A 20,219-nucleotide genomic window follows, 5' to 3' on the forward strand; every position below is an offset into this window, starting at 1 on the left:
GAAGGCCGCGGCCGGGCGCGGTACACGCAAGGACCGGGAGAGGGCCAGGGAGATGAGCATGACCACCACCGAGACCGGCGAGGTCGTCAAGGAGCCTACGGTTCCCCCGACCCCGTCCGACCAGCGCGAGCGTGAACGTCTGCGCCGCCGCGCCGCCCGACGGCGCGGTGGAGGCTGGTGGCCGTATCTCTTCCTGGCCCCCTGGTTCGTCGGCCTGTTCGGTCTGACGATCTACCCGATGCTCGACTCGCTCTACCTGTCCTTCACCGACTTCGACCTGCTGTCTCCCGCCAAGTGGGTCGGCGCGGACAACTACCGGCGGATGTTCACCGACGACCCGAACTTCTGGGACTCGGTGCACGCCACGCTCGTCTACGTGGTGGTCTCGGTACCGCTGAAACTGGCCCTCGCGCTCGCCGTGGCGATGCTGCTCAACCGTCCGTTGCGCGGCATCGGCGTCTACCGCGCCGCCTTCTACCTGCCGTCGCTGCTCGGCGGCGCGGTGGCCATCGCCATCATGTGGCGGCAGATCTTCGGCGGCGACGGCCTGTTCAACGATTTCCTCGGCTGGTTCGGCATCAAGGGCCAGGACTGGATCTCCAGCCCCGACACCTCGATCTACACCCTGGTCCTGCTGGCCGTCTGGCAGTTCGGCACGCCGATGGTCATCTTCCTCGCCGGACTGAAGCAACTGCCCAAGGACGTCTACGAGGCGGCGGCGATCGACGGCGCGGGAGCCGTGACCCGGTTCTTCAGGATCACGCTGCCGCTGCTCACTCCTATCGTCTTCTTCAATGTGGTCCTGCAGATCATCGACGCGTTCAAGAGCTTCACTCCCGCCTATGTGATCAGCAACGGCACCGGCGGACCGCTCAATTCGACCATGCTGTACTCGCTCTACCTGTACAAGAAGGGCTTCACCGACCTGCAGATGGGGTACGCCTCGGCGCTGGCCTGGGTGCTGTTCCTGGTCATCGCCGGCTTCACGGCGGTCAACTTCATCGCCAGCCGCTACTGGGTCCACTACGACGACTGAGCGTCGGTGAGGAGAGTACGTACCCCATGTCCGCCATCACTGCGGCCGCGTCGCCGCTGAAGCGGCTGCGCGCCCTCAAGGGCCCCCGCCGCATCCTGATCCACACGCTGCTCGTCGGAGTGGCGCTGGTCATGCTGTACCCGCTGCTGTGGATGCTGAGCAGTTCGCTCAAGCCCGACACCGAGATCTTCACCCACCCCGGTCTGATCCCGAACAAGCTGCACCCGCAGAACTACTCCGAGGGCTGGAAGGGTTCGGGCAACTCCTTCTCGCTCTACATCACCAACTCGCTGATCGTCACGATCGGCGCGGTGATCGGAAACGTGATCTCCTGCTCGCTCGCCGCCTACGCCTTCGCGCGCTTCGAGTTCCGCGGCAAGAAGATCTGGTTCGGCCTGATGCTCGGCACGCTGATGCTGCCCATGCAGGCCACGCTGATCCCGCAGTACACGCTGTTCTACAACCTGAACTGGATCAACACCTTCCTGCCGCTGATCGTGCCGAAGTTCCTCGCGGTGGACGCCTTCTTCATCTTCCTGATGGTCCAGTTCATCCGCTCCATTCCGCGCGAACTCGACCAGGCCGCCATGATGGACGGCGCCAACCCGCTGCAGATCTACCTGAAGATCATCCTGCCGCTTATGCGCCCGGCACTGGTCACCACCACGATCTTCACCTTCATCTGGACCTACGACGACTTCTTCAGCCAGCTCGTCTACCTCCAGCAGAACGCCCGTTTCACCGTGCCGCTCGGCCTCACCCTGTTCCTGGACAAGACCAGCGGCTCGTCGTACGGCGCGATGTTCGCCATGTCGACACTCGCCCTCCTGCCCACGCTCATCTGCTTCCTCATCTTCCAGAAGAGACTGGTGGAGGGCCTGGCGACCTCCGGCATGAAGGGCTGACATCCGGTGCATCTTCCCCACCAGCGCGGCCCGCTGCACGACCTCCCGGACGATCCGGCCGCGTACGACGCCGTCCTCACCGCCGTCGCCGAGGAGGCGCTGGCCCGCCTCACCCCCGAAGGCAGTCTCGAACACCCCGCCGCCCTCGACGACATCGGCGACACCTCACTCGGCATCACCGCGCTGCTGGCGCTCGCCTGGCAGCGCACCCAGGATCCCCGCCTGCCCGAGGCCGTGCTCCGCAGCCTGAAGTTCCATCTGCGCGAGCGGGTCTTCACCGAGGACAACCCCGGCTATCCGAACCTGCGGCGCCGCAACTCCGGTGAACCGTACGCCCGTTACGTTCTGGAAGCGGGCGCCCACCCCGTCGGCGACTGGCCGAGCACCGTGTGGGCACTGCTCCAGGCGGTCAACGTCCTCGACACGGCGGACGGCATCGTCCACGACGAACTGCGCCAGGAACTCGTCGAGGTGGCCCACGGCTACTGGCGATGGCTGACCGAGGTGACCTTCTTCAACCCGCAGGAGGCGGGAAACCAGGCGATCGGGTGCGTCGTCGGCGGCCTCATGCTCGCCCGGCATCTCCCGTCGCCGGTAGGGGAGCCGGTCCGCGCACGGGCGATGAGCCTGTACGTCGACGAGATCCGCGCCCGCCGGGTGCGCGACCGGGGCGCGCTCCTGCCCCCGGAGCACGGCGGAGCGTACGACAACAACTACGGCCCGATCTCCCTGTCCTTCCTCGCTCAGGCCCACCGGATCAGCGGCGAGGAGATCTTCGCCGAGGACGGTGACGCCCTCGCTCGCTACATCGACGCGCGCCTGACCGTCGGAGGCTACGACAACGGCGGCCCCCGCTACAGCGAACAGCACTCCGGCTTCGAGTCCGTGCTCGGTCTGCGCTACTTCGGCCACCGCATCGGGGCCGACCTCGGCCGCTACCGGGCAGACACCCGCTGGGGCCGGCACGCGGTCCAACGGGACGGCGGCATCGACGGCCACTTCGCCTTCATGCTGGTCTGGCAGATCCAGGACACCACGCGCTGGCACCGCCCGCCCTCGAAGGAACCCCTGCGCCATCAACTCCGCGCGGGCGCGGTTTCGGTGGCCTTCGACGACCGGATGACCCCGTCGCTGGTGGAGGCGGCGGGCACGTACTACCTGCCCGCTGCGGTCAACCGCCAGCACGGGTTCGGCCCGGTCGTCGACGGCTTCCTGCTGTGCCGCCCCATGGGCGAGGTCCGCGTACGCGACCTCCGTACCGACGCGCTGACGGCCAAGCTGGTCACCAAGCCGGTCGTCGGCCGCGACCACGTTCTGCGCCACGTCCGGTCCCTGTACGTCACGGACGGCACGAGCCTGTGGGTGACGGTCGCCGTGGAACGGCTGGAGGGAACCCCCTACCTGCTCGCCGGGCTGCCGTACGCCAAGGACGACGGCGACCGGGTGCGCCGAACCGCGGAGTCCGACATGACGTCCGCGGGTGCCCTGAGGCTGACGCACCCGCCGGCGGAGGGCGCCGACCACTTCGACGCCCGCTCGGAGACGACCCAGGAGCTGGCGGCCTTCGCTCTGGCGGCCGACCCGCGCGGCTACGGCAACCCGGACGACGGCTGGCGGCACCTCGTCGCCTCCACGGCCCTCGAAGCGGACCCGGCTCCCGGCGCTCCCGAGGACCTGCACGTCTTCGCGGTGCGTTATGGCCCCGGCGGCACCTTCACCCCCGCCTTCGAGCGCGCCTCGGCGGAACTGACCATCCGCACCGAGACGTTCACCGCACGGATCGGCGATCCTGCGGGCGATCCGCGAGGGGAACCCGAACTGGAGCTCCACCCTCGCTGACCGCCGCATCGACGACCAGGTCGGCGCGCTCCCGTGACGCGGCGACCAGGTCGGCGTTGCGCTGGTCGGTGCCGAGCACCCACGCCACCGCCGTGTCGTGGTCCTTGCCGAACTCCTCGTGCCGGGCGACCAGACGCCGCACGCGTTCGGCCTCGTCGAGCTCGCAGAACCAGACCTCGTCGAGCTGCGCACGGGCGCGAGCCCAGGCGGCATCCCGAAGGAGCAGGTAGTTGCCCTCGGTGACGACGAGGCGGGCGGTGCGGGGCACGGGGACGGCACCCGCGATCGGTTGTTCCAGGATCCGCTCGAAGCCGGGCGCGTAGACGAGGTCGTCCTCGTCCTCGCGCAGCCGGCGCAGCAGCGCCGCGTACCCCGCCGCGTCGAACGTGTCGGGAGCGCCCTTGCGGTCGCGGCGGCCCAGGCGGTCCAACTCGACGTCCGCGAGATGGAACCCGTCCATCGGCACCTGAGCGACCCAGGCAGGACCGGCACCGTTCAGCCGACTGACCAGACGCTCGGCGAGCGTCGTCTTGCCCGCACCGGGGCTGCCGGCGATACCGAGGAGGGCGCGCCGCCCGGGACGCACGAGCGATGCCGCGCGCTTCAGGAGATCGTCGAAGGTCACGTGCGCCCCGGTCTCCCCGACTTCCTGTTCCGCATCCACCGGCGCCGCTCCTACCGACCGGCCCGCGGCATCCGCACGACCGCGGTCCCGCCGTCCAGATCGACCGGCGTCCGGATCGGCGGCGCCCCGTCCTCCGGGTCGTCCCGCATCAGCAGGCCCGCCCGCCCCGCCCGGAGCAGCAGCTGATCGGCGAAGGCCACCAGCGTCAGCAGGATGACCAGGCCGGGCAGGGTCATGAAGACGGTGAATTCCATTGTCTCAGTATCCGTGCCGAGCAGCGGTTGAGAAGTCCCGGACGGGATGGGGCATGCATGGACCGTGAACAACAATGACCAGGAGCAGATCCGCACCCTCATCGAGCGCTGGGCCGCCGCCGTTCACCAGCGCGACCTCGACGGTGTGCTGGTGGACCACACGGACGACATCGTGATGTACGACGTGCCGCCGCCCTACGAAGGGGTTCGCGGCATCAACGCGTACCGCGATACCTGGCCGCCGTTCTTCGAGTGGCAGGCGCAGGGCGCGTCGTTCGAGATCGAGTCCCTCGACGTCACCGCGGGCGCTGACGTGGCGTACGCGCACGCCCTGCTGCGCTGCGGAACCGCGAAGGAGTTCGCCGAACAACCCGACCTTCGCCTGCGGCTCACGCTCGGACTGCGCAAGGAACAAGGGCGTTGGCGGGTCGCCCACGAGCACCATTCGTACCCGCACGACTGATCCGCCGCGATGCGGTGTGTCGTTCGCCACCCACTGGCCGCGGGTCCCCGGGGCACACTCGTCGTATGACAGAGCTCGGTCTTCCGAAAGAAATCCTGGCCTGCCTCTTCGACCTCGACGGGGTCATCACCAAGACCGCCGTCGTCCACGCGGCGGCCTGGAAGCGGACGTTCGACGACTTTCTGCGGCAGCGCGACGGCGACGGATTCCGTCCCTTCGACGACACCGCCGACTACGACGAGTACGTGGACGGACGCCCCCGCGCCGACGGCGTCCGCACCTTCCTCGCCTCCCGCGGCATAGAACTGCCCGAGGGGGCGCCCGACGACCCACCGGACCGCGCGACCGTACAGGGCCTGGGCAACCGCAAGAACGACCTGCTGCTGGAGCTGATCCGCAGCGACGGCGTCGAGGCGTACGACGGCACGCTGCGATACGTCGAGGCGGTGCGCGCGAGCGGGCTGCGGACCGCGGTCGTCTCGTCCAGCACCAACTGCCGTGACATCCTGCGCTCGGTCGGCGCCGAGTCCCTCTTCGACGTACGCATCGACGGCGTCGTCGCCGCCGAGCGGAAGCTGCCGGGCAAGCCGCACCCGGACACCTTCCTGGCCGCCGCACGGGACCTCGGCGTCGAGGCCCGGGAAGCCGCCGTCTTCGAGGACGCGCTGGCCGGCATGGACGCGGGCCGCTCCGGCCACTTCGGGTACGTCGTCGGAGTCGACCGGGTCGGACAGGGCGCCGCCCTGCGCGCACACGGCGCCGACGTCGTCGTACGGGATCTGGCGGAACTGGGGGAGCGGGCGTGATCACCCACACGTCGTACGGCGTCGAGCCCTGGACCCTGCGAGAGAACGACCTCCACCTCGACCTCCTGCCGCAGAGCGAGTCCGTGTTCGCCCTCTCCAACGGACATGTCGGCTGGCGCGGAAATCTCGACGAGGGCGAACCCCACGGCCTTCCGGGCTCCTATCTGAACGGCGTCCACGAGGTGCACCCGCTGCCCTACGCCGAGGCGGGATACGGCTACCCGGAGTCCGGCCAGACGGTCATCAACGTCACCAACGGCAAGATCATCCGTCTGCTGGTCGACGACGAGCCGTTCGATCTGCGCTACGGACGGCTGCGCTCCCACGAACGCGTACTCGACCTGCGCACCGGCCTGCTCACCCGGACCTGCGAGTGGACCTCACCGGCCGGCTCCACGGTCCGGGTGCGCTCCACCCGGCTGGTGTCCTTCACCCAGCGGGCGATCGCCGCCGTCGCATACGAGGTGGAGGCCGTTGACGCCCGGGTCCGCGTGGTCGTCCAGTCGGAGCTCGTGGCCAACGAGCAGTTGCCCGGCCGCAACGGTGATCCGCGCGCCGCGATCGCCCTGCAGGCGCCACTGGAGGCGGAGGAGCGCTTCGCGGCGGGCCTGCGGCTGCGGCTCGTGCATCGCACCCGGCGCAGCGGACTGCGGGTCGCCGCGGCCGCGGACCATGTCGTCAACGGGCCCGAGCCGACCGCCACGAGCAGCGAGAGCGGCGACGACGTCGCCCGGCTCACCGTCACCTCCGTCCTGGCACCCGGCCAGAAGCTGCGTCTGGAGAAGGTCGTCTCGTACGGCTGGTCGAGCACCCGGTCACTGCCGGCCGTACGCGATCAGGTCGACGCGGCGCTCGCGGCGGCCGAGCACGGCGGCTGGCAGGCGCTCGTCGACGAACAGCGGGCCTATCTCGACGGCTTCTGGGCGCGCGCCGATGTCGAGGTGGAGGGCGACGAGGAGATCCAGCAGGCTGTCCGCTTCGCCCTCTTCCACGTCCTGCAGGCCGGTGCCCGCGCCGAACAGCGCGCGATACCCGCCAAGGGGCTCACCGGTTCCGGATACGACGGCCACGCCTTCTGGGACACCGAGACCTTCGTGCTGCCGCTGCTCACCTACACCTCGCCCGGCGCCGTCGCCGAGGCACTGCGCTGGCGCCAGAACACCCTGCCCGCCGCACGCGAGCGGGCGGCCCAACTCGGCCTGCGGGGCGCCGCGTTCCCCTGGCGGACCATCGAGGGCTCGGAGGGCTCGGCGTACTGGCCCGCCGGCACGGCCGCCTTTCATGTGAACGCCGACATCGCCGACGCCGTGGTCCGCTACACCGCCGTCACCGGCGACGTGCGCTTCGAACGCGACACCGGGGTCGAGCTGCTGGTCGAGACGGCACGCCTGTGGCGCTCGCTCGGCCACCACGACCACCAGGGGAAGTTTCACATCGACGGGGTGACAGGACCCGACGAATACAGTGCCGTCGCCGACGACAACACGTACACCAACCTCATGGCCCGTACGAACCTCCTGGCCGCCGCGGACGTCGTCGGGCGCCACCCTCGGCGAGCTGCGGAGCTCGGCGTCGATGCCGAGGAGAGCGCGGCCTGGCGCGACGCCGCCGACGCCATGCACATCCCCTACAACGACGAACTCCGCGTCCACGAACAGAACGCCGGGTTCACCCGTTACCAGCGCTGGGACTTCGCCGCCACCCGGCCCGACCAGTACCCGCTGATGCTGCACTTCCCCTACTTCGACATCTACCGCAAACAGGTCGTCAAGCAGGCCGACCTGGTGCTCGCGATGTACAAGTGCAGCCCCTTCTTCGACGAGGAGCACAAGGCCCGCAACTTCGCCTACTACGAGCCCCTCACCGTCCGGGACTCCTCCCTGTCGGCCTGCTGCCAGGCTGTGATCGCGGTCGAGGCCGGGCATCCGGGCCTCGCCTACGACTACTTGGTGGAGGCCGCGCTGATGGATCTGGAGGACCTGGAGCACAACACCCGCGACGGCCTGCACATCGCCTCGCTCGCCGGGACCTGGATGGCCCTGGTCGCCGGGTTCGGGGGCATGCGCCACCACGGCGACACCCTGGAGTTCGCGCCCCGGCTGCCGGAGCGGTTCAGTCGGCTCGCCTTCTCCCTGGAACTCCTCGGCCGCCGTCTGCGCGTGGAGATCGAGCCGGGCGTCGCCACGTACACCCTGGTGACCGGCGAGCCCCTGGAGATCCGCCACTACCGCGAGTCCGTCACCGTCGACGGTGACAAGCCCCGGGGCCTTCCCATCCCGGCGCCGAGGCTGCGCCCCGCGCCCGACCAGCCGCCGCACCGGCGGCCGAACCGTCAGGGGTGAGGCGCGGCGCGAGCGGTCAGTAGCGGGCGACGCCGGGTGCGATGTCCTCGTTCCGCTCCGCGGGCGCGGCACTGCGCGGGGCGGCACTGCGCGGGGCGGCCTTGGTCGCCGGCTTGCCGCAGAACGCGGATTCCAGGGTGTCGTACATGGTGTTCAGCACAGCGGTGTTGTTGGAGGTGTTCGCCAGCGCGGTGAGGCTGCGCTTGCCGTCCTTCGAGGTGAAGGCGTACGTGTAGTAGCCCTGCACGGTGCCCGTGTGCCCGTACACGGATACGCCGCACGACAGGTCACGGCGGCGCAGCCCGAGGCCGTAGCTCGTGGTGCTGTTGACCGTCGTCCACTTGCGCATCTGCGTCAGCTGGGCGGCGGACATGAGCTTCCCGCGGATCAGGGCGGAGTAGAAGGTGTCCAGGTCGTACGCGGTGGAAATGATCGCGCCCGCGCTCTGTGCCCAGGAGACCGTCTGCTCGGTCGCGTCCACCAGGGCGGCACCGGCCGCGTCGGGGGTGAGGTAGCCGTTGGCGTGGCGACCCGGGATCGCGGTACCGGGGTGGACGTAGAAGGTTTCGGAGAGCTTGAGGGGCTTGAAGATGCGGTTCTGGTATTCCGTGGCCACGCAGTGGCCTGTGAGCTTCTCGATGAGCATGCCCGCGACGACGAAATTGGTGTTCGAGTACGCATAGGCCGCGCCCGGCGCATTGGTGCGCGGCTTTTTCAAGGAGAGCTTCACCAGGTCCCGGTAGCCGAACACCTTGTTGCGGACGGACTCGAAGCCGGGGACCGTCTGGGCGAACATGTCGTTGGTGTAGTCGTACAGGCCGCTGCGGTGGCTCAGGACATGGCGCACGGTGATCCCGTTGTCGGGCAGCAGCCCGGGGAGATAGCTGTTGACCGAGCGGTCGAGCTGCAGCTTGCCCTCGTCGACCAGTTGGAGCAGCACCACGGCGGAGAAGGTCTTGGTGACGCTGCCGACGCGGAACCGGTCGTTGGTGCTGATGGCCTGTCCGGTGGCCCGGTTGGCGACTCCCTCGGTCAGCCGGTGCACTGTGCCGTTGTCGTCGATCCGCGCCATCGCGCCAGGGGCTCCCTGGGTCAGCGCCGTGCGCAGCACCTTGCGCAGCCCGGCGTCGTCGGGCGCCGCCAACGCCCCGGCCGGCGCGCTCCGTTCGGTGTCGGCGCCGCCGGTGGCCGCGGGTGCCGCGGCCTGCGCGGGGGCTGCCAGGAGGGACACCAGAACCGCGCCGAGCGCCGTACCCGTGCCCACCGTTCCTGAGACCATCTGATTTCTCTCCCGATTTCCTTCTGCCGGTGTGATTCCGGCACGAGCCGCGCCGCGGATGCGGGCGTCGGCACCATCTCTACGCGCTGGAAGGCCGCGTGGGTTGCATTGCCCGGGGATGCATCAGAATCGGTGAATTCGCATCGGTGATTTGGCGGAAAGGCAGTTGCGGGGCCGCACGGGTGCGTGCGTCAGCCGCCGAAGAGCTGCGTCCAGTACGTGCCCGCCTTGCCGCCTCCGGCGAGGCCGATGCCTATGTGGGTGAAGCCGGGCTTCAGGATGTTGGCGCGATGGCCGGGGCTGTTCATCCAGCCGCGCACGACCTCGGCGGGGGAGCGCTGGCCGCAGGCGATGTTCTCGCCGATGGTGCGGCGGGTGCTGCCCGCGGCGGCGGCCCGGTCCCAGGGTTGGCTGCCGTCGGGGGAGGTGTGGGAGTAGAAGGCGCGGGCCACCATGTCGGCGCTGTGCTCCTGGGCCGCGATGGTGAGCAGGTGGTCGCCGGACAGGGGCGGCAGGCCGGCCGCGGCCCGTTCGGCGTTGGTGAGCGTGATGACCTCATTCGCTGTCCGGGAGAGCTCCGCGGGACTGAAGGGCCGTGCCCACAGCGCCGTCCAGTACATGTCGCCGGAGCGGCCGTCGGCCATGTACGCCAGACCCACCTGACGGAACGCCGGGTCGCACAGCGTGCGCCGGGACTGCTCTGCGGAGAGGCAGTACTCCACGAACTCGCCCGGAGTGCGCGGGCCGGAGACCAGGTGCTCACCGACGGTGAGATAGGGGTACCCGGCCGAGGTGACCCTTTGGTAGACGGAGATGCCGTCGGAAGTCTCGGAGCTGAGCAGTCCGCGAGCGGCCATGGCGGAGGCGTGGGCCCGTGCGGCGGCCGCCAGCCGCGCGTCGAGGGACACGGGCGGGGAACCGGCCGCGGCGCGGGCGGAGTTCACCAGGCCGAGGAAACCGTCCGTGCCGGGCAGTCCAACTGGCGCCGCGTCCGGCAGTCCACCCGGCGCCGCTCGTCGCGCGGCTCCCGGCCTCGCACCTGGCGTGCCCCCCGGCGTGGTGCCCGGTGTCGCGTCGCCCTCGGTGACATCGACCCCGAAGTCCCGGGCGATGCCCGCCAGTCCGTCCGCGTATCCCTGGCCCAGCGCGCGGAGCCTCCAGGCGGTGCCGCGCCGGTACAGCTCGGCGAGCAGCAGCAGTGTCTCCCGCTGTGGCCGTGGCGGGGTGAAGTGGGCGACGGGACGACCGTCCGGTGCGATGACGTGCAGGGTGGGCGCGGGCAGGTGGCCCAGCGGCGTCGCGGGGTCGGCGGGGCTGACGACCACGGTGACGCGGCTTGCTCCGGGCCGCAGCCCCAGGGGATCGATGGTCAGGCGCTCGCCCTGGAGGCGGGTGCCGGGCGCGGTCGGCTGGTTGTAGAACACGAAGTCGCCATCGCCGCGCACCTTCCCGCTGTCGTCGGTGATGAGCGCGGACACGTCGAAGGGGCCCGGCACCCTGAGAGTCAGGATGCCGCCCGGCAGGGGCATATTGGCCCCGGGAACCAGCTCGCTCATGGTGCCGCCCGTCGACGTGGTGCTCGGTACAGACGTCAACGTCCTGTCGGCGCACGCGGGTTCCCGCGCACCGTGGGCAGCGGTTCCTTCGGCAGGGCGCGTAGCGACCGCAGGGCCAGCAGCAGCACGCCGATGTCGTCGAGGTAGACGGGGTCGGGCAGCAGGTCGGCCGGGAGCACGAGGTAGAGGACGGCGCCCCAGAAGACCCAGCGCGGCCCGGACGGCAGTCCGGCCCGCCGCAGGTCGCGGCGGGCGCGGACGAGCCGGACCAGGAGCGCGATCGCCACCGCGAGCGCGGCGGCACCCAGCATCGCGACGACGAAGATCAACGTCCACGCTGTGGAATTCACGAGACCGTCCAGTCCGCTCGTCGGGCTGTTCGCTCTCCGTCTTCCCGCCCACGCCGTTTCCTATCGCGCCGGCTTGGGCCATTCGCGGTGCATCCGCGTTCCTAATCCCCGTCCGGGGTGTCACGACGGCAGATCACGAAGTCGTCGAACACATGACGTCCCGGCCGGTCGCCGACGGTCTCGATTGCCGCTCCGATGTCACGCAGCTGATCCGTCGTCATCTGCAGCGGCGGCTCGTCGGGCTGATACGTGGTGCGCACCGGATAGTCCTGGCCCTGCTGCCGGGTCATCTCGATGTGGCAGCCGAGGACGTGGGTGACCGGCAGGGTGGCACAGAAGTCGATCAGGCGGTCGACCGTGCGGGTGAACGCCGGCCAGTCCTCCACGTACAGGCGGCCGGGATAGACCGTGTCGCCGGTGAGCAGGAACCCGGTCCAGGGGTCGAAGAACGTCACCGCCGCCTCGTGATGCCCCGGCGTCGCCAGGCATTCGAGGACGCGGCCACCCAGGTCGACCCGGGCGACGCCCTCGGGATCGTCGCGAAAGCCGAAGAACTCCCAGGCGCTGTCCAGGGCCGCGTCCACGACTCGGGTGCCGGGACGGTCGGTGAACTGACCGTCCCCTGCGATGTGGTCGCCGTGCGGATGCGTGTGCAGCACCAAGAGCTCGTAGCCGTCCCGGGGATGTGCGGTCAACCAGGTCTTCATCACCTCGTCGACCACACGACGCAGCGGGAAGTACTCGGCGGACACGGTGGCGCCGGTGTCGATCAGAACAGCCCGTTCCTCACCGAACAGCAGGAACATGAAGGGCGCTTCGTAGTCGATCGCCATGTTCTGCCGAAGGATCACCGTGTGCGCGTCGTACGCGTGGACCTGGATGTCGGGATCGGTGTTGTGCTTGGCCGACAGCGACCCGTGAATCCACCGTACGTCGAGTGTGCGCGCCGGTGCGGATCCCCCGGCTCCCTCCGCTCCACCTTCGACAACCTGCGGCGGCTTGTGCGTGTCCACGGCGACTCCTCGGTGACGGTCCTGCCCGGAACCATCACACAGGCACCGGGACCTCAGTTTCGCGCGACGGTGCTGTCCGTCAGAGCGTGGGTCACCGCGCGAATGCTGCGGGCGATGTGCTGGAGCTGCATGAGCTCGGCGGCGTACAGCTTGATGGTGTGCTCGATGACCCCTTCGTGCAGTCCGAGGGCGGGCAGCTCGGCCCGCGCGGTCTGCAGGGCGGTGCGGGCGACCCGTATCTCGTGCTGGACCTGGATCTGGGCGTGGCGGGCGAGGAGCACGGGGTGCTTGAGCAGGACGGGGTAGCTCGCGTAGCGGCTCGGCACCAGCTCGCGCAGCCATTTGACCGCCGATCGCTCCCAGTCGAAGCTGCCGGGGGTCTTGACCTGGCACGGCCAGTCCGAGGTGATCGGTGAGTATGTCAGGGCCATGTTCATCGCTTCCGGGTTACGTCGGCGGGAAGGGTTGTGGGGGGGGATGGGGCGGCCCCGGTCTAGGGGATGGCCGGGGCCGCCACCACGGGCACTCGCGCAGGCGGGGCCCGTTGAACACCCGGGACCCGATGCGGGTAGGAGCGGACGGTCCCGGGTGGTCGTCGGACGCGACCCGGAGGCCTCCAGGTCGCGATCCGCGAGAAGTATTTATATATACCGCCGGATACGCAAGAACATGAAAACTTTCATGCGTGATTTGAGGTGAATGATCCCGTGATGCCGTGGTGACAGGCGGTACGGGAAAGGGGTTTCTGCAAGGGGTGATCGAGAGCGCGACGAAGGTCGATCGAAAGAGCGGGTCGATCGAGAGCGTGACGGAGGTCGATCGGGAGCTCGACGAGGAAGGTCTCAGTCCTTGAGGAAGAACTGGTGCTGCTCGGCGACCTGCTCGTACTCCTCCAGGCGGGCCTGTGTCCGCTCCGGGTCGGCGTCGGTCATGGCCTGCAGCAGCGCGGCCGACATCACGACGGGCGCGGCGTAGGAGTCGAAGACGAGGCGCGACCCGGTGCCGATGGTGAAGGTGACGTCCGCCTCGTCCGCCAGCGGTCCGAGCCCCAGGTCGGTGATCAGGGCCACCCGGAGCCCGGCGTTGCGCGCGACCCGCAGGGCCGTGAGCGTCTCCTGGGCGTGCCGCGGCATCCCGAAGGCCAGCACCCAGGTGCCGCCCGCCTCACGCGACTGGAGGAGCGAGTCGTAGGCGACGCTGCCGCCCCGGGTCACCAGCCGTACGTCCGGGTGGATGCGCCGCGCGGCGTAGGCGAAGTACTCGGCCAGCGACACGGAGATCCGCAGTCCCAGCACCGTCAGCGGCGTCGACTTCGACAGCGCCCGGCCGACACGGATCACCTCGTCCGGATCGGCGAAGTCCCTCCGCAGGTTCTCCAGGTTCTCGATCTCGGCGTCCACCGCTGCCTGCAGCTCGTTGCTCGTGGTCTCCGCGGGCGTGCCCGGCGTGCTGCCGAGGATGCTGAGCGCGATCGACTGGAGCTTCTCCCGTAGCGCGGGGTAACCGCTGAAGCCGACCGCCGCCGCGAAACGGGTGACCGAGGGCTGGCTGACGCCCACGCGCTCGGCGAGATCCGTGATCGACAGGAACGCCGCCTCGGTGATGTGCTCGATCAGGTACTGCGCGATGCGCCGCTGTCCCGGGGAGAGCCTCGGTCCGTCGAACAGTTCCCTGAGCTGGGACGTGGGAGCCACGCTCGCCTCCGGGGCCTTCTTGCCCGAGGTGATCGCGGATGCCTGTGCGCGTGCCTGCTGCGACGATGGCACCGGTGCGCCTCCTTCATGTCCCACAAGCACTCAACATAGCTCACTGACCGTGTTGACCTGGGGGTGTCTCACCACATGTGGCCTGCGCGCGCGGCCGTTTCACTCGCGCCTGCGGGGTACCCGCGAGAACGCAAGGACTCGCCTGATCGAAGGCGAGATCCCCGTGCGAGAGGGGAGAGGATTTCCATGAGCGCGCATCCGCTGCCCGGATCGCAGGTCCAGGTGGTGCTCAGCGACTGCTCGGCGGCCGACGCCGGGCACCTGTTCGCCGTACTGTGCAGTCGCTTCGCCTCGGACCGGTGTGCCGAGGATGAGATCCGAGAGGCCGAGGGCCACCACCCGACGGTGTGGACCGGCACTTTCGACACGCAGGACGCGCCCGAGGACGCGGCCGTACCAACAGGCCGGCTGTCGGGACCGGTGACGGCGGAAGTGCAGGGCACCCCCCACGCGGTGCAGCGCGTGCGGGAGACCCTGCGTGAGGCCTTCACCGTGTCCGAGCTGGGTGCAGACGCAGGAGACCAGGAGGTTCAGGTCCAGCTGCGGCTGGAAGCGGTCCCGGTGCACCACTCCGCCGTGTGAACGCCGACGCGGTGACCCGGAGCTGTCGTCTCCGGGCCCGTCGGGCGGCGACGGGATCGGTACGGGAGGGCGCGGCCAGGGCGAGACTGGTCGCACGAGGCGGGATCTACCTCCTGGTGGGCGCACTGGCGCTGCGGATCGCCTTCGGCGGCGGCGGACGCCAGGCGGACCGGAACGGCGCGCTCGAAGAGATCTCCACGAAGCCCTTCGCGGCCGTCCTGCTGTGGGCCCGGGGCGCCGGACTCGTCGGTATGGCGCTGTGGCGGCCCTTCGGGGGCCGCGCGCGACGGCAGTACTGCGCGGAGGCCGACGAACGCGTGGATGACACAGCGCACTGCCGACAGGAGTCGCTGTCCTGCGCCACGGGCGCGGGCGGCACGGGCTCCAGCGACCGGCAGTCCCGGGATGTGACGGCCCTGGCGCTGGAGTGGCCGGCAGGGCAGTGGATCGTGTGCACGGCGGGAGCCGCGGGGCTCTTCCTGTTCCGGGCGTTCTCCTGCGCGACGGCGCGGTGGCGGAGGGTGTGAGAGTGCGGGATCCCGGTACATGAAAGCCCGGGACCCACGAATCTCCAGCATGAACGAGGTCCGCCGACCTGAACTCCCGCTCGTTCGCGACAAGTTGTCGACGCGCCATGGACAGCGTGTGAGGCGGGAGTTGAGGATGGGAGTCCCCATCCGTAGGAGTTGTTCACATGCATAGACGACGCCTGCTCTCCGGCGCGGCAGCGCTCACGGCCTCCGCATCCCTCCTGCCCGCTTCGACGGGCACCGCACACGCCGCCCCGCGCGCCGCCTCGCCCGGGCTGCCGCCGAGGGCCGAGATCACCGCTGTCCTGCGCCGCGTGGCCGACCAGTGGATCGGCGCCCACACGGACCCGGGTGACAACGGCTGGGCCAACGCCACCTTCTTCAGCGGGCTGCTCGCCCTGCAACGCCTGACGGGCAGCGCCCGCTACCTCGCCTACGCCCGCGGCTGGGCCGAGAAGCACGCGTACGGCCTCAACGGCGGTGTGACCACCCGCCACGCCGACAACCACAATGCGGGGCAGGCCTACCTCGATCTCTACGAGAGAGAACCCGAGGAGCGGAAACTCACCGCGATCGAAACGTCCCTGCACCGCATGGTCTACGAGGACCAGCCCGACAAGAACGACGACTGGTGGTGGGACGACGCCCTCCACATGGCCATGCCGCCCTTCGCCCGCATGGGCGCCTTGCGCAAGGACCCTCAGTACTGGGAGAAGCTGTACGCCCTCTACCACCACACCAAGCGCGTCGAGGGCGGCCCCGGCCTGTACGACCCCGCCACGGGCCTGTGGTACCGCGACAAGCGTTTCCTGCCCGGAGGGATCGCATCTCCCGCCGGAAAGCCGGTCGTATGGTCGCGCGGCAACGGATGGGTGACCGGCGGACACGTCAAGACTCTCAAGGCCCTGCCCCCAGGGGAACGGCACACCGCCGAATACCGCGACACCCTGACCCGCCTGGTGAGGGCCGTGGCCGGCGTACAGCGCGGCGACGGCTTCTGGAACGTCAATCTCGCCGACGCCGCGCACCTGCCGGGCCCCGAGACCAGCGGCACGTCCTTCTTCCTCTACGGCACGTCGTACGCGATCTGCGGAGGCCTGGTCGACGGGCCCACCTACCTCCCGGTGGCGGCCCGGGCCTGGAACGGCCTCGTCACCACCGCCGTGCACCCCGACGGCTTCCTGGGCTACGTCCAGAACGTCGGCGACCGTCCCGAGTCCAGCCAGCCCGTCACCTACGACAGCACCGCGAACTTCGGCGTCGGTGCCTTCCTGCTTGCCGGCACCGAACTCGCCCGCCTGGCACGCCACTGACGACGACAGACCGGTACCCCCGTCGCTGGAATGCGGCGGGGGCACCCTCGCGCCGATCGGTCAGGGCTGTGCGGTGAGCGTGAAGCTCTGTGCCGCGGAGTCGTCGCACGTGCGCTGGGTGAGCTGCACGCTGTTCGTCGAGGCGCTCGCCGCGGTCAGACACTTGCCGCTGTGCCGGGCCGTGAAGTGGTAGCGCCCGGTGCTCTCCTTGACCGGGAGCCACTGCTGGTTCTGCCCGCCCCCGTAACTCCACAGCTGAAGCGGCGCGTTGTCGGCCGTCGAGACGTCCGTCACGTCGATGACCTGCTGCGGGTTGCCGCGGATACCGACTCGGCGGTAGCCGCTGTCGGTCGTGCGGAACTGGAACTGCTGTGCCTGAGTGCCGTTGCAGGCGTACTGCTGGATCGGCGTCCCGTTCACCGTGGCGGCCGAACGGGCGTCCACACAGGTGCCGTTGCCGGCATTCGTCAGCGAGTACCAGGCGGTCTCGGAGATCGAGTCCGCCGGCGGGGTGGTGGTGTCTGCCCCGCCCAGCCACTTCAGCCCGTCCAGCACGAACCGGTTCTGTGTCTCACTCGCGAACGTCGACGACAGACGCGTGTTGGTCGAGTAGTCCATCGCGTTGTGACCGAAGTTCGCGTACAGCATCTTGTACTTCGTGTTGGTCCACAGAATCGGGTAGTAGCCGCTGTACCAGCTCTGGTTGGGATCGGTGCCCAGCGGGAAACTGCTGGGGTCGACGGAGGCCAGGATCTTGATGTCCGGGTTCTGCCGCAGGTCGTTGGACCAGCTGTACCACTCGCTGACCGACGAGGTGAAGGTGGCCGCCAGGTTCTTGGTGGACGGGTGCGTACGGTCCTCGACCTTCAGCACCGACGTCGTCGGACCCCAGGTGTTCGTCTGGAAGTTGCCGCTGCCGAGGAACTGGTTGTGGTACCAAGGCCAGGCTGCCGCGTTGGTCGTGAAGGCCGAGACATGGAAGCCCATCCAGGCACCCCCGTTGCGCATGTATGTCTCGAAGCCTGTCCGCTGGGCCGACGTCTGCGGCAAGTCGTCGAGGAACAGCACGACTTGATACGCGTTGACGCCGCCGTTGCCGAGCAGGTCCCAGTTGTTGCTGGCCGTGTAGGTGAAGCCGTTCGCCGCGGCCTGCTTGGGGAACCAGTCGTTCGCCTCCTTGACGAAGTCGATGTGCGCCGCGTCCCACGTGCCGTTGTAGAGCGCCAGCACCTTGAACGGTGTCGCCGCCGTACTCGCCTGGGCGGCGGGCGGTGCCGCGAGGCCCAGCAGCGTCGCCAGCAGGAGGAGAACCCGCAGGGCCGCGCGCGCCGGACGGGATCTGATCGTGTGCATCGGTTGACCGATCCTCTCTGTGCGGGTCACGGGTAGCTCACGAGGTTGGCGACGTTGGTGGAGGTGTTGGACGGGCCGCCCCTGTCGTTGATGACGTGCCGGATCGTGCCGGTGCCGCCCAGCGAGACCGTCACCATGTCCTTGAACTTCACGTTCGCGTTGTTGGGCGCCTCGATGGCGTGCTCGGCGGCGACACTGGAGTTGACGTTGAAGTAGCAGTAGCTGCCGAACCCGTACACCTGATGACTCGTCACGGAGTTCGCGACCTTGTACGCGGCGTAGCCCTGCGTCGAACCGTTCATCCAGGACGACTGGTTGGGCGGGTCGTACGGCATCTCGTTCTGGTAGAAGAACGTGCGGCCGCCGTTGCCGTTCCAGATGGTCTGGTACTTCTGGTAGTGCTCGACGAACAGGCCGTACATCGTGACGTCGTCGCCGTTCACCACGAGTCCGGTGTCGGCGGTGTTGCTGGTCCAGCCGACGCCACTGCCGTGGTCGGCGCGCCACAGCCACAGATGGTCGCCGATGACGTCGTCGCTGTTGATCGTCAGGCTCGTCGTGGCCTTGCCGACGCCGGCGCCGCCGACGCGGAAGAACACATCGTGCAGCGAGCTGGGGTCGGCGCTGTGGTCGGCGGCGGAGCCGCTCGGCCCCATCTCCATGAGCTGCGAGGAGTTGGTGGTGCCGGCGTCGATCAGCAGACCGGCGAGCTGGACGCCGTTCACGTCGGCGACGGACATCGCGGTGATTCCGTTGTCGGGGATGAGCGTGGCGAGACCCAGGCCCAGGACGACGGTGTCGGCCCTGGTCACCTTCAGCGTCTGGTCGAGGTGGTAGACCCCCGGGGTCACCAGCAGGTTCTTGCCCTGGGCGAGCGCGTCGTTCATCTGCGCGGCCGTGGCGCCCGGCTTGACGATGAAGAAGTCGGCGATGGGCAGCGACGTGCCCGCGGGGGTGGCGGAACTCCACGTGGTGCCGCTGGTGTTGGTGCGCACGGAGGGCACGAACACCTTCCAGGCACCCGCCGAGTCGACGTACAGGAAGGGCTTCTCACGCGTGACCGGCGCCTGGTCGACCGTGGTGTACGGCGGGCTCGGGAAGCTGTTCGCGGGAGCGTTCTTGGAGCCGACGAAGACCATGTTCCAGTTGGAGCCGGTCCAGCTGCCCCATTCGGTGTTCCGCGACAGCCACTGCTGCTGCGAACCGGAGTTGACCTGCCCGTCGACCTTCGTGTCGGCCATGTAGCCGCCACTGGACCAACCGCCGTCGTCCAGCGCGAGGTTGCCCTTCAGGTGCATCCGCCGGTAGGGCGCGGCCTGCGACACCGCCCAGCGGTCGGAACCGGTGGCCGGCGTCACCGACAGGTTCTCGGCCGACCGCCAGAAGTTCTGGGTGGCGTTGCCCTGGAACCAGTCGGCCTCTGCGTGCACGGAGCCGCGGATGTTGACGTCGTCCGGGGACAGGCCGAGGCCCGCGACCTGTGTGTAGAAGCCGACGTTGGCGTTGGCGTCGTACGTACCCGGCTTGAAGAGGAAGGCCTTTCGGGCAGTGCCGAACTGGTTGGTCTCCTGCTGGGAGAAGGCCGAATCGAGGCTGCTCTGGATCGTGGCGGCCGGGGTGGACGGGTCGAAGACGGTGACGTTCGGTCCGAGGTCCGGAGTCCCGGGCGGCGGCGTCGCGTCGACCGGATTGACGTAGAAGGACTGGGCCGCCGTGCCGTTGCAGGTGTACTGCTGGAGCTGCACGCTGTCCGAGGTGGACGCGCTCGGCACGTCGAGGCACTTGCCGCTGTTGCGGTTCACGAAGTGGTACGCGCCACTGGACTCGGCCACGGCCTGCCACTGCTGGTTGTTGCCGCCGCCGTACGCCCACAACTGCACCAGGGCGTTGTTCGCCGTGGAGACATCGGTGACGTCCCACACCTTGGTGGCGTCGGCGTGATTGCCGACCTGGGAGTATCCGCCGGACGTGGCCGCGAACCGCCACTGCTGGGCCTGGCTGCTGTTGCACGCGTACTGCTGGACCGCGGTGCCGTTCGCCGTGGCGGCAGCGCGCGCGTCGACACACTTGCCGCTGCCCGCGTTGACGACAGTGGCCCAATCGGTGGGCAGCGCGGCCGCCTGCGCGGCCGCCTTGTCCTGCGAGGCGATCGCCACGGCCGACACCGTTGTCGCCAGCAGAGCGAACACGGTCAGCACTTTCGGTAT

Annotated in this window: 19 protein-coding genes; 9 read left to right on the forward strand and 10 right to left on the reverse strand. The window is 69.3% G+C overall.

Annotation, left to right across the window (positions count from 1 at the left end):
- Positions 1–58 precede the first annotated feature (58 nt).
- From ACZ4RZ_RS20000 to ACZ4RZ_RS20010, 3 genes are read left to right on the forward strand one after another with little or no spacing between them, the layout of a single operon-like run.
- On the forward strand, positions 59–1,036 hold the full coding sequence (locus tag ACZ4RZ_RS20000) for a carbohydrate ABC transporter permease (RefSeq protein WP_467746227.1): 978 nt from the start codon (positions 59–61) through the stop codon (positions 1,034–1,036).
- Positions 1,037–1,062: 26 nt separating this feature from the next.
- Positions 1,063–1,941 carry a carbohydrate ABC transporter permease gene (locus ACZ4RZ_RS20005; RefSeq protein ID WP_467746229.1) on the forward strand — a complete coding sequence of 293 codons (879 nt, stop codon included), beginning with the start codon at positions 1,063–1,065 and terminating at the stop codon, positions 1,939–1,941.
- Between the two features lie 6 nt (positions 1,942–1,947).
- Complete coding sequence (locus tag ACZ4RZ_RS20010) at positions 1,948–3,780, forward strand: hypothetical protein (protein WP_467746230.1); 1,833 nt, start codon at positions 1,948–1,950, stop codon at positions 3,778–3,780.
- On the opposite strand, the gene ACZ4RZ_RS20015 is transcribed toward ACZ4RZ_RS20010, so the two are convergent.
- A complete protein-coding gene (locus ACZ4RZ_RS20015; protein ID WP_467746483.1) occupies positions 3,710–4,405 on the reverse strand; it encodes a nucleoside/nucleotide kinase family protein in 696 nt (231 codons plus the stop codon). The two genes, ACZ4RZ_RS20010 and ACZ4RZ_RS20015, sit on opposite strands and share 71 nt — an antisense overlap.
- 50 nt (positions 4,406–4,455) lie before the next feature.
- Positions 4,456–4,659 (reverse strand): DUF6191 domain-containing protein, encoded by a 204-nt coding sequence (locus ACZ4RZ_RS20020; protein WP_467746232.1) that lies wholly within the window; start codon positions 4,657–4,659, stop codon positions 4,456–4,458.
- A gap of 64 nt (positions 4,660–4,723) precedes the next feature.
- On the opposite strand from ACZ4RZ_RS20020, the gene ACZ4RZ_RS20025 reads away from it, so the two are divergent.
- The 3 genes from ACZ4RZ_RS20025 to ACZ4RZ_RS20035 all read left to right on the forward strand — a co-directional run bounded on the left by ACZ4RZ_RS20025 (position 4,724) and on the right by ACZ4RZ_RS20035 (position 8,270).
- Positions 4,724–5,122, forward strand: coding sequence for a YybH family protein (locus tag ACZ4RZ_RS20025; RefSeq protein WP_467746233.1), 399 nt, complete (start codon positions 4,724–4,726; stop codon positions 5,120–5,122).
- Positions 5,123–5,187: 65 nt separating this feature from the next.
- Positions 5,188–5,928: an HAD family hydrolase gene (locus ACZ4RZ_RS20030; RefSeq protein WP_467746235.1), complete on the forward strand. Its 741-nt coding sequence runs from the start codon at positions 5,188–5,190 to the stop codon at positions 5,926–5,928.
- On the forward strand, positions 5,925–8,270 hold the full coding sequence (locus tag ACZ4RZ_RS20035; RefSeq protein WP_467746236.1) for a glycoside hydrolase family 65 protein: 2,346 nt from the start codon (positions 5,925–5,927) through the stop codon (positions 8,268–8,270). The genes ACZ4RZ_RS20030 and ACZ4RZ_RS20035 overlap by 4 nt, the downstream gene beginning before the upstream one ends.
- A gap of 16 nt (positions 8,271–8,286) precedes the next feature.
- Here the strand turns inward: ACZ4RZ_RS20035 and ACZ4RZ_RS20040 are convergent, their stop codons facing one another.
- From ACZ4RZ_RS20040 to ACZ4RZ_RS20065, 6 genes are all read right to left on the reverse strand, one after another.
- Positions 8,287–9,549, reverse strand: coding sequence for a serine hydrolase domain-containing protein (locus tag ACZ4RZ_RS20040; RefSeq protein WP_467746238.1), 1,263 nt, complete (start codon positions 9,547–9,549; stop codon positions 8,287–8,289).
- A 191-nt stretch (positions 9,550–9,740) separates the two neighbouring features.
- Positions 9,741–11,105: a CAP domain-containing protein gene (locus ACZ4RZ_RS20045; protein WP_467746240.1), complete on the reverse strand. Its 1,365-nt coding sequence runs from the start codon at positions 11,103–11,105 to the stop codon at positions 9,741–9,743.
- Between the two features lie 35 nt (positions 11,106–11,140).
- Positions 11,141–11,416, reverse strand: coding sequence for a DUF1232 domain-containing protein (locus tag ACZ4RZ_RS20050; protein WP_467746484.1), 276 nt, complete (start codon positions 11,414–11,416; stop codon positions 11,141–11,143).
- Positions 11,417–11,556: 140 nt separating this feature from the next.
- On the reverse strand, positions 11,557–12,468 hold the full coding sequence (locus tag ACZ4RZ_RS20055) for an MBL fold metallo-hydrolase (protein WP_467746242.1): 912 nt from the start codon (positions 12,466–12,468) through the stop codon (positions 11,557–11,559).
- 53 nt (positions 12,469–12,521) lie between these two features.
- Entirely contained in the window at positions 12,522–12,899 is a 378-nt protein-coding gene (locus ACZ4RZ_RS20060; RefSeq protein ID WP_467746486.1) for a hypothetical protein, read from the reverse strand.
- A gap of 411 nt (positions 12,900–13,310) precedes the next feature.
- Entirely contained in the window at positions 13,311–14,234 is a 924-nt protein-coding gene (locus tag ACZ4RZ_RS20065; RefSeq protein WP_467746244.1) for a MurR/RpiR family transcriptional regulator, read from the reverse strand.
- Between the two features lie 186 nt (positions 14,235–14,420).
- On the opposite strand from ACZ4RZ_RS20065, the gene ACZ4RZ_RS20070 reads away from it, so the two are divergent.
- The 3 genes from ACZ4RZ_RS20070 (at position 14,421) to ACZ4RZ_RS20080 (ending at position 16,659) form a co-directional block, all read left to right on the forward strand.
- Positions 14,421–14,816: a hypothetical protein gene (locus ACZ4RZ_RS20070; protein WP_467746245.1), complete on the forward strand. Its 396-nt coding sequence runs from the start codon at positions 14,421–14,423 to the stop codon at positions 14,814–14,816.
- Positions 14,813–15,343, forward strand: a complete 531-nt coding sequence (locus ACZ4RZ_RS20075; protein WP_467746246.1) for a DUF1206 domain-containing protein — start codon at positions 14,813–14,815, stop codon at positions 15,341–15,343. The genes ACZ4RZ_RS20070 and ACZ4RZ_RS20075 overlap by 4 nt, the downstream gene beginning before the upstream one ends.
- 167 nt (positions 15,344–15,510) lie before the next feature.
- Positions 15,511–16,659: a glycoside hydrolase family 88 protein gene (locus ACZ4RZ_RS20080; RefSeq protein ID WP_467746248.1), complete on the forward strand. Its 1,149-nt coding sequence runs from the start codon at positions 15,511–15,513 to the stop codon at positions 16,657–16,659.
- A 60-nt stretch (positions 16,660–16,719) separates the two neighbouring features.
- Here ACZ4RZ_RS20080 and ACZ4RZ_RS20085 read toward each other — a convergent pair whose 3' ends face one another.
- Together ACZ4RZ_RS20085 and ACZ4RZ_RS20090 are read right to left on the reverse strand one after the other, a co-directional pair.
- Positions 16,720–18,012 (reverse strand): ThuA domain-containing protein, encoded by a 1,293-nt coding sequence (locus ACZ4RZ_RS20085; protein WP_467746250.1) that lies wholly within the window; start codon positions 18,010–18,012, stop codon positions 16,720–16,722.
- 26 nt (positions 18,013–18,038) lie between these two features.
- A complete protein-coding gene (locus ACZ4RZ_RS20090; protein WP_467746252.1) occupies positions 18,039–20,201 on the reverse strand; it encodes an RICIN domain-containing protein in 2,163 nt (720 codons plus the stop codon).
- Between the last annotated feature and the right edge of the window lie 18 nt (positions 20,202–20,219).

The organism is Streptomyces sp. NPDC027189 (genome assembly GCF_055566975.1).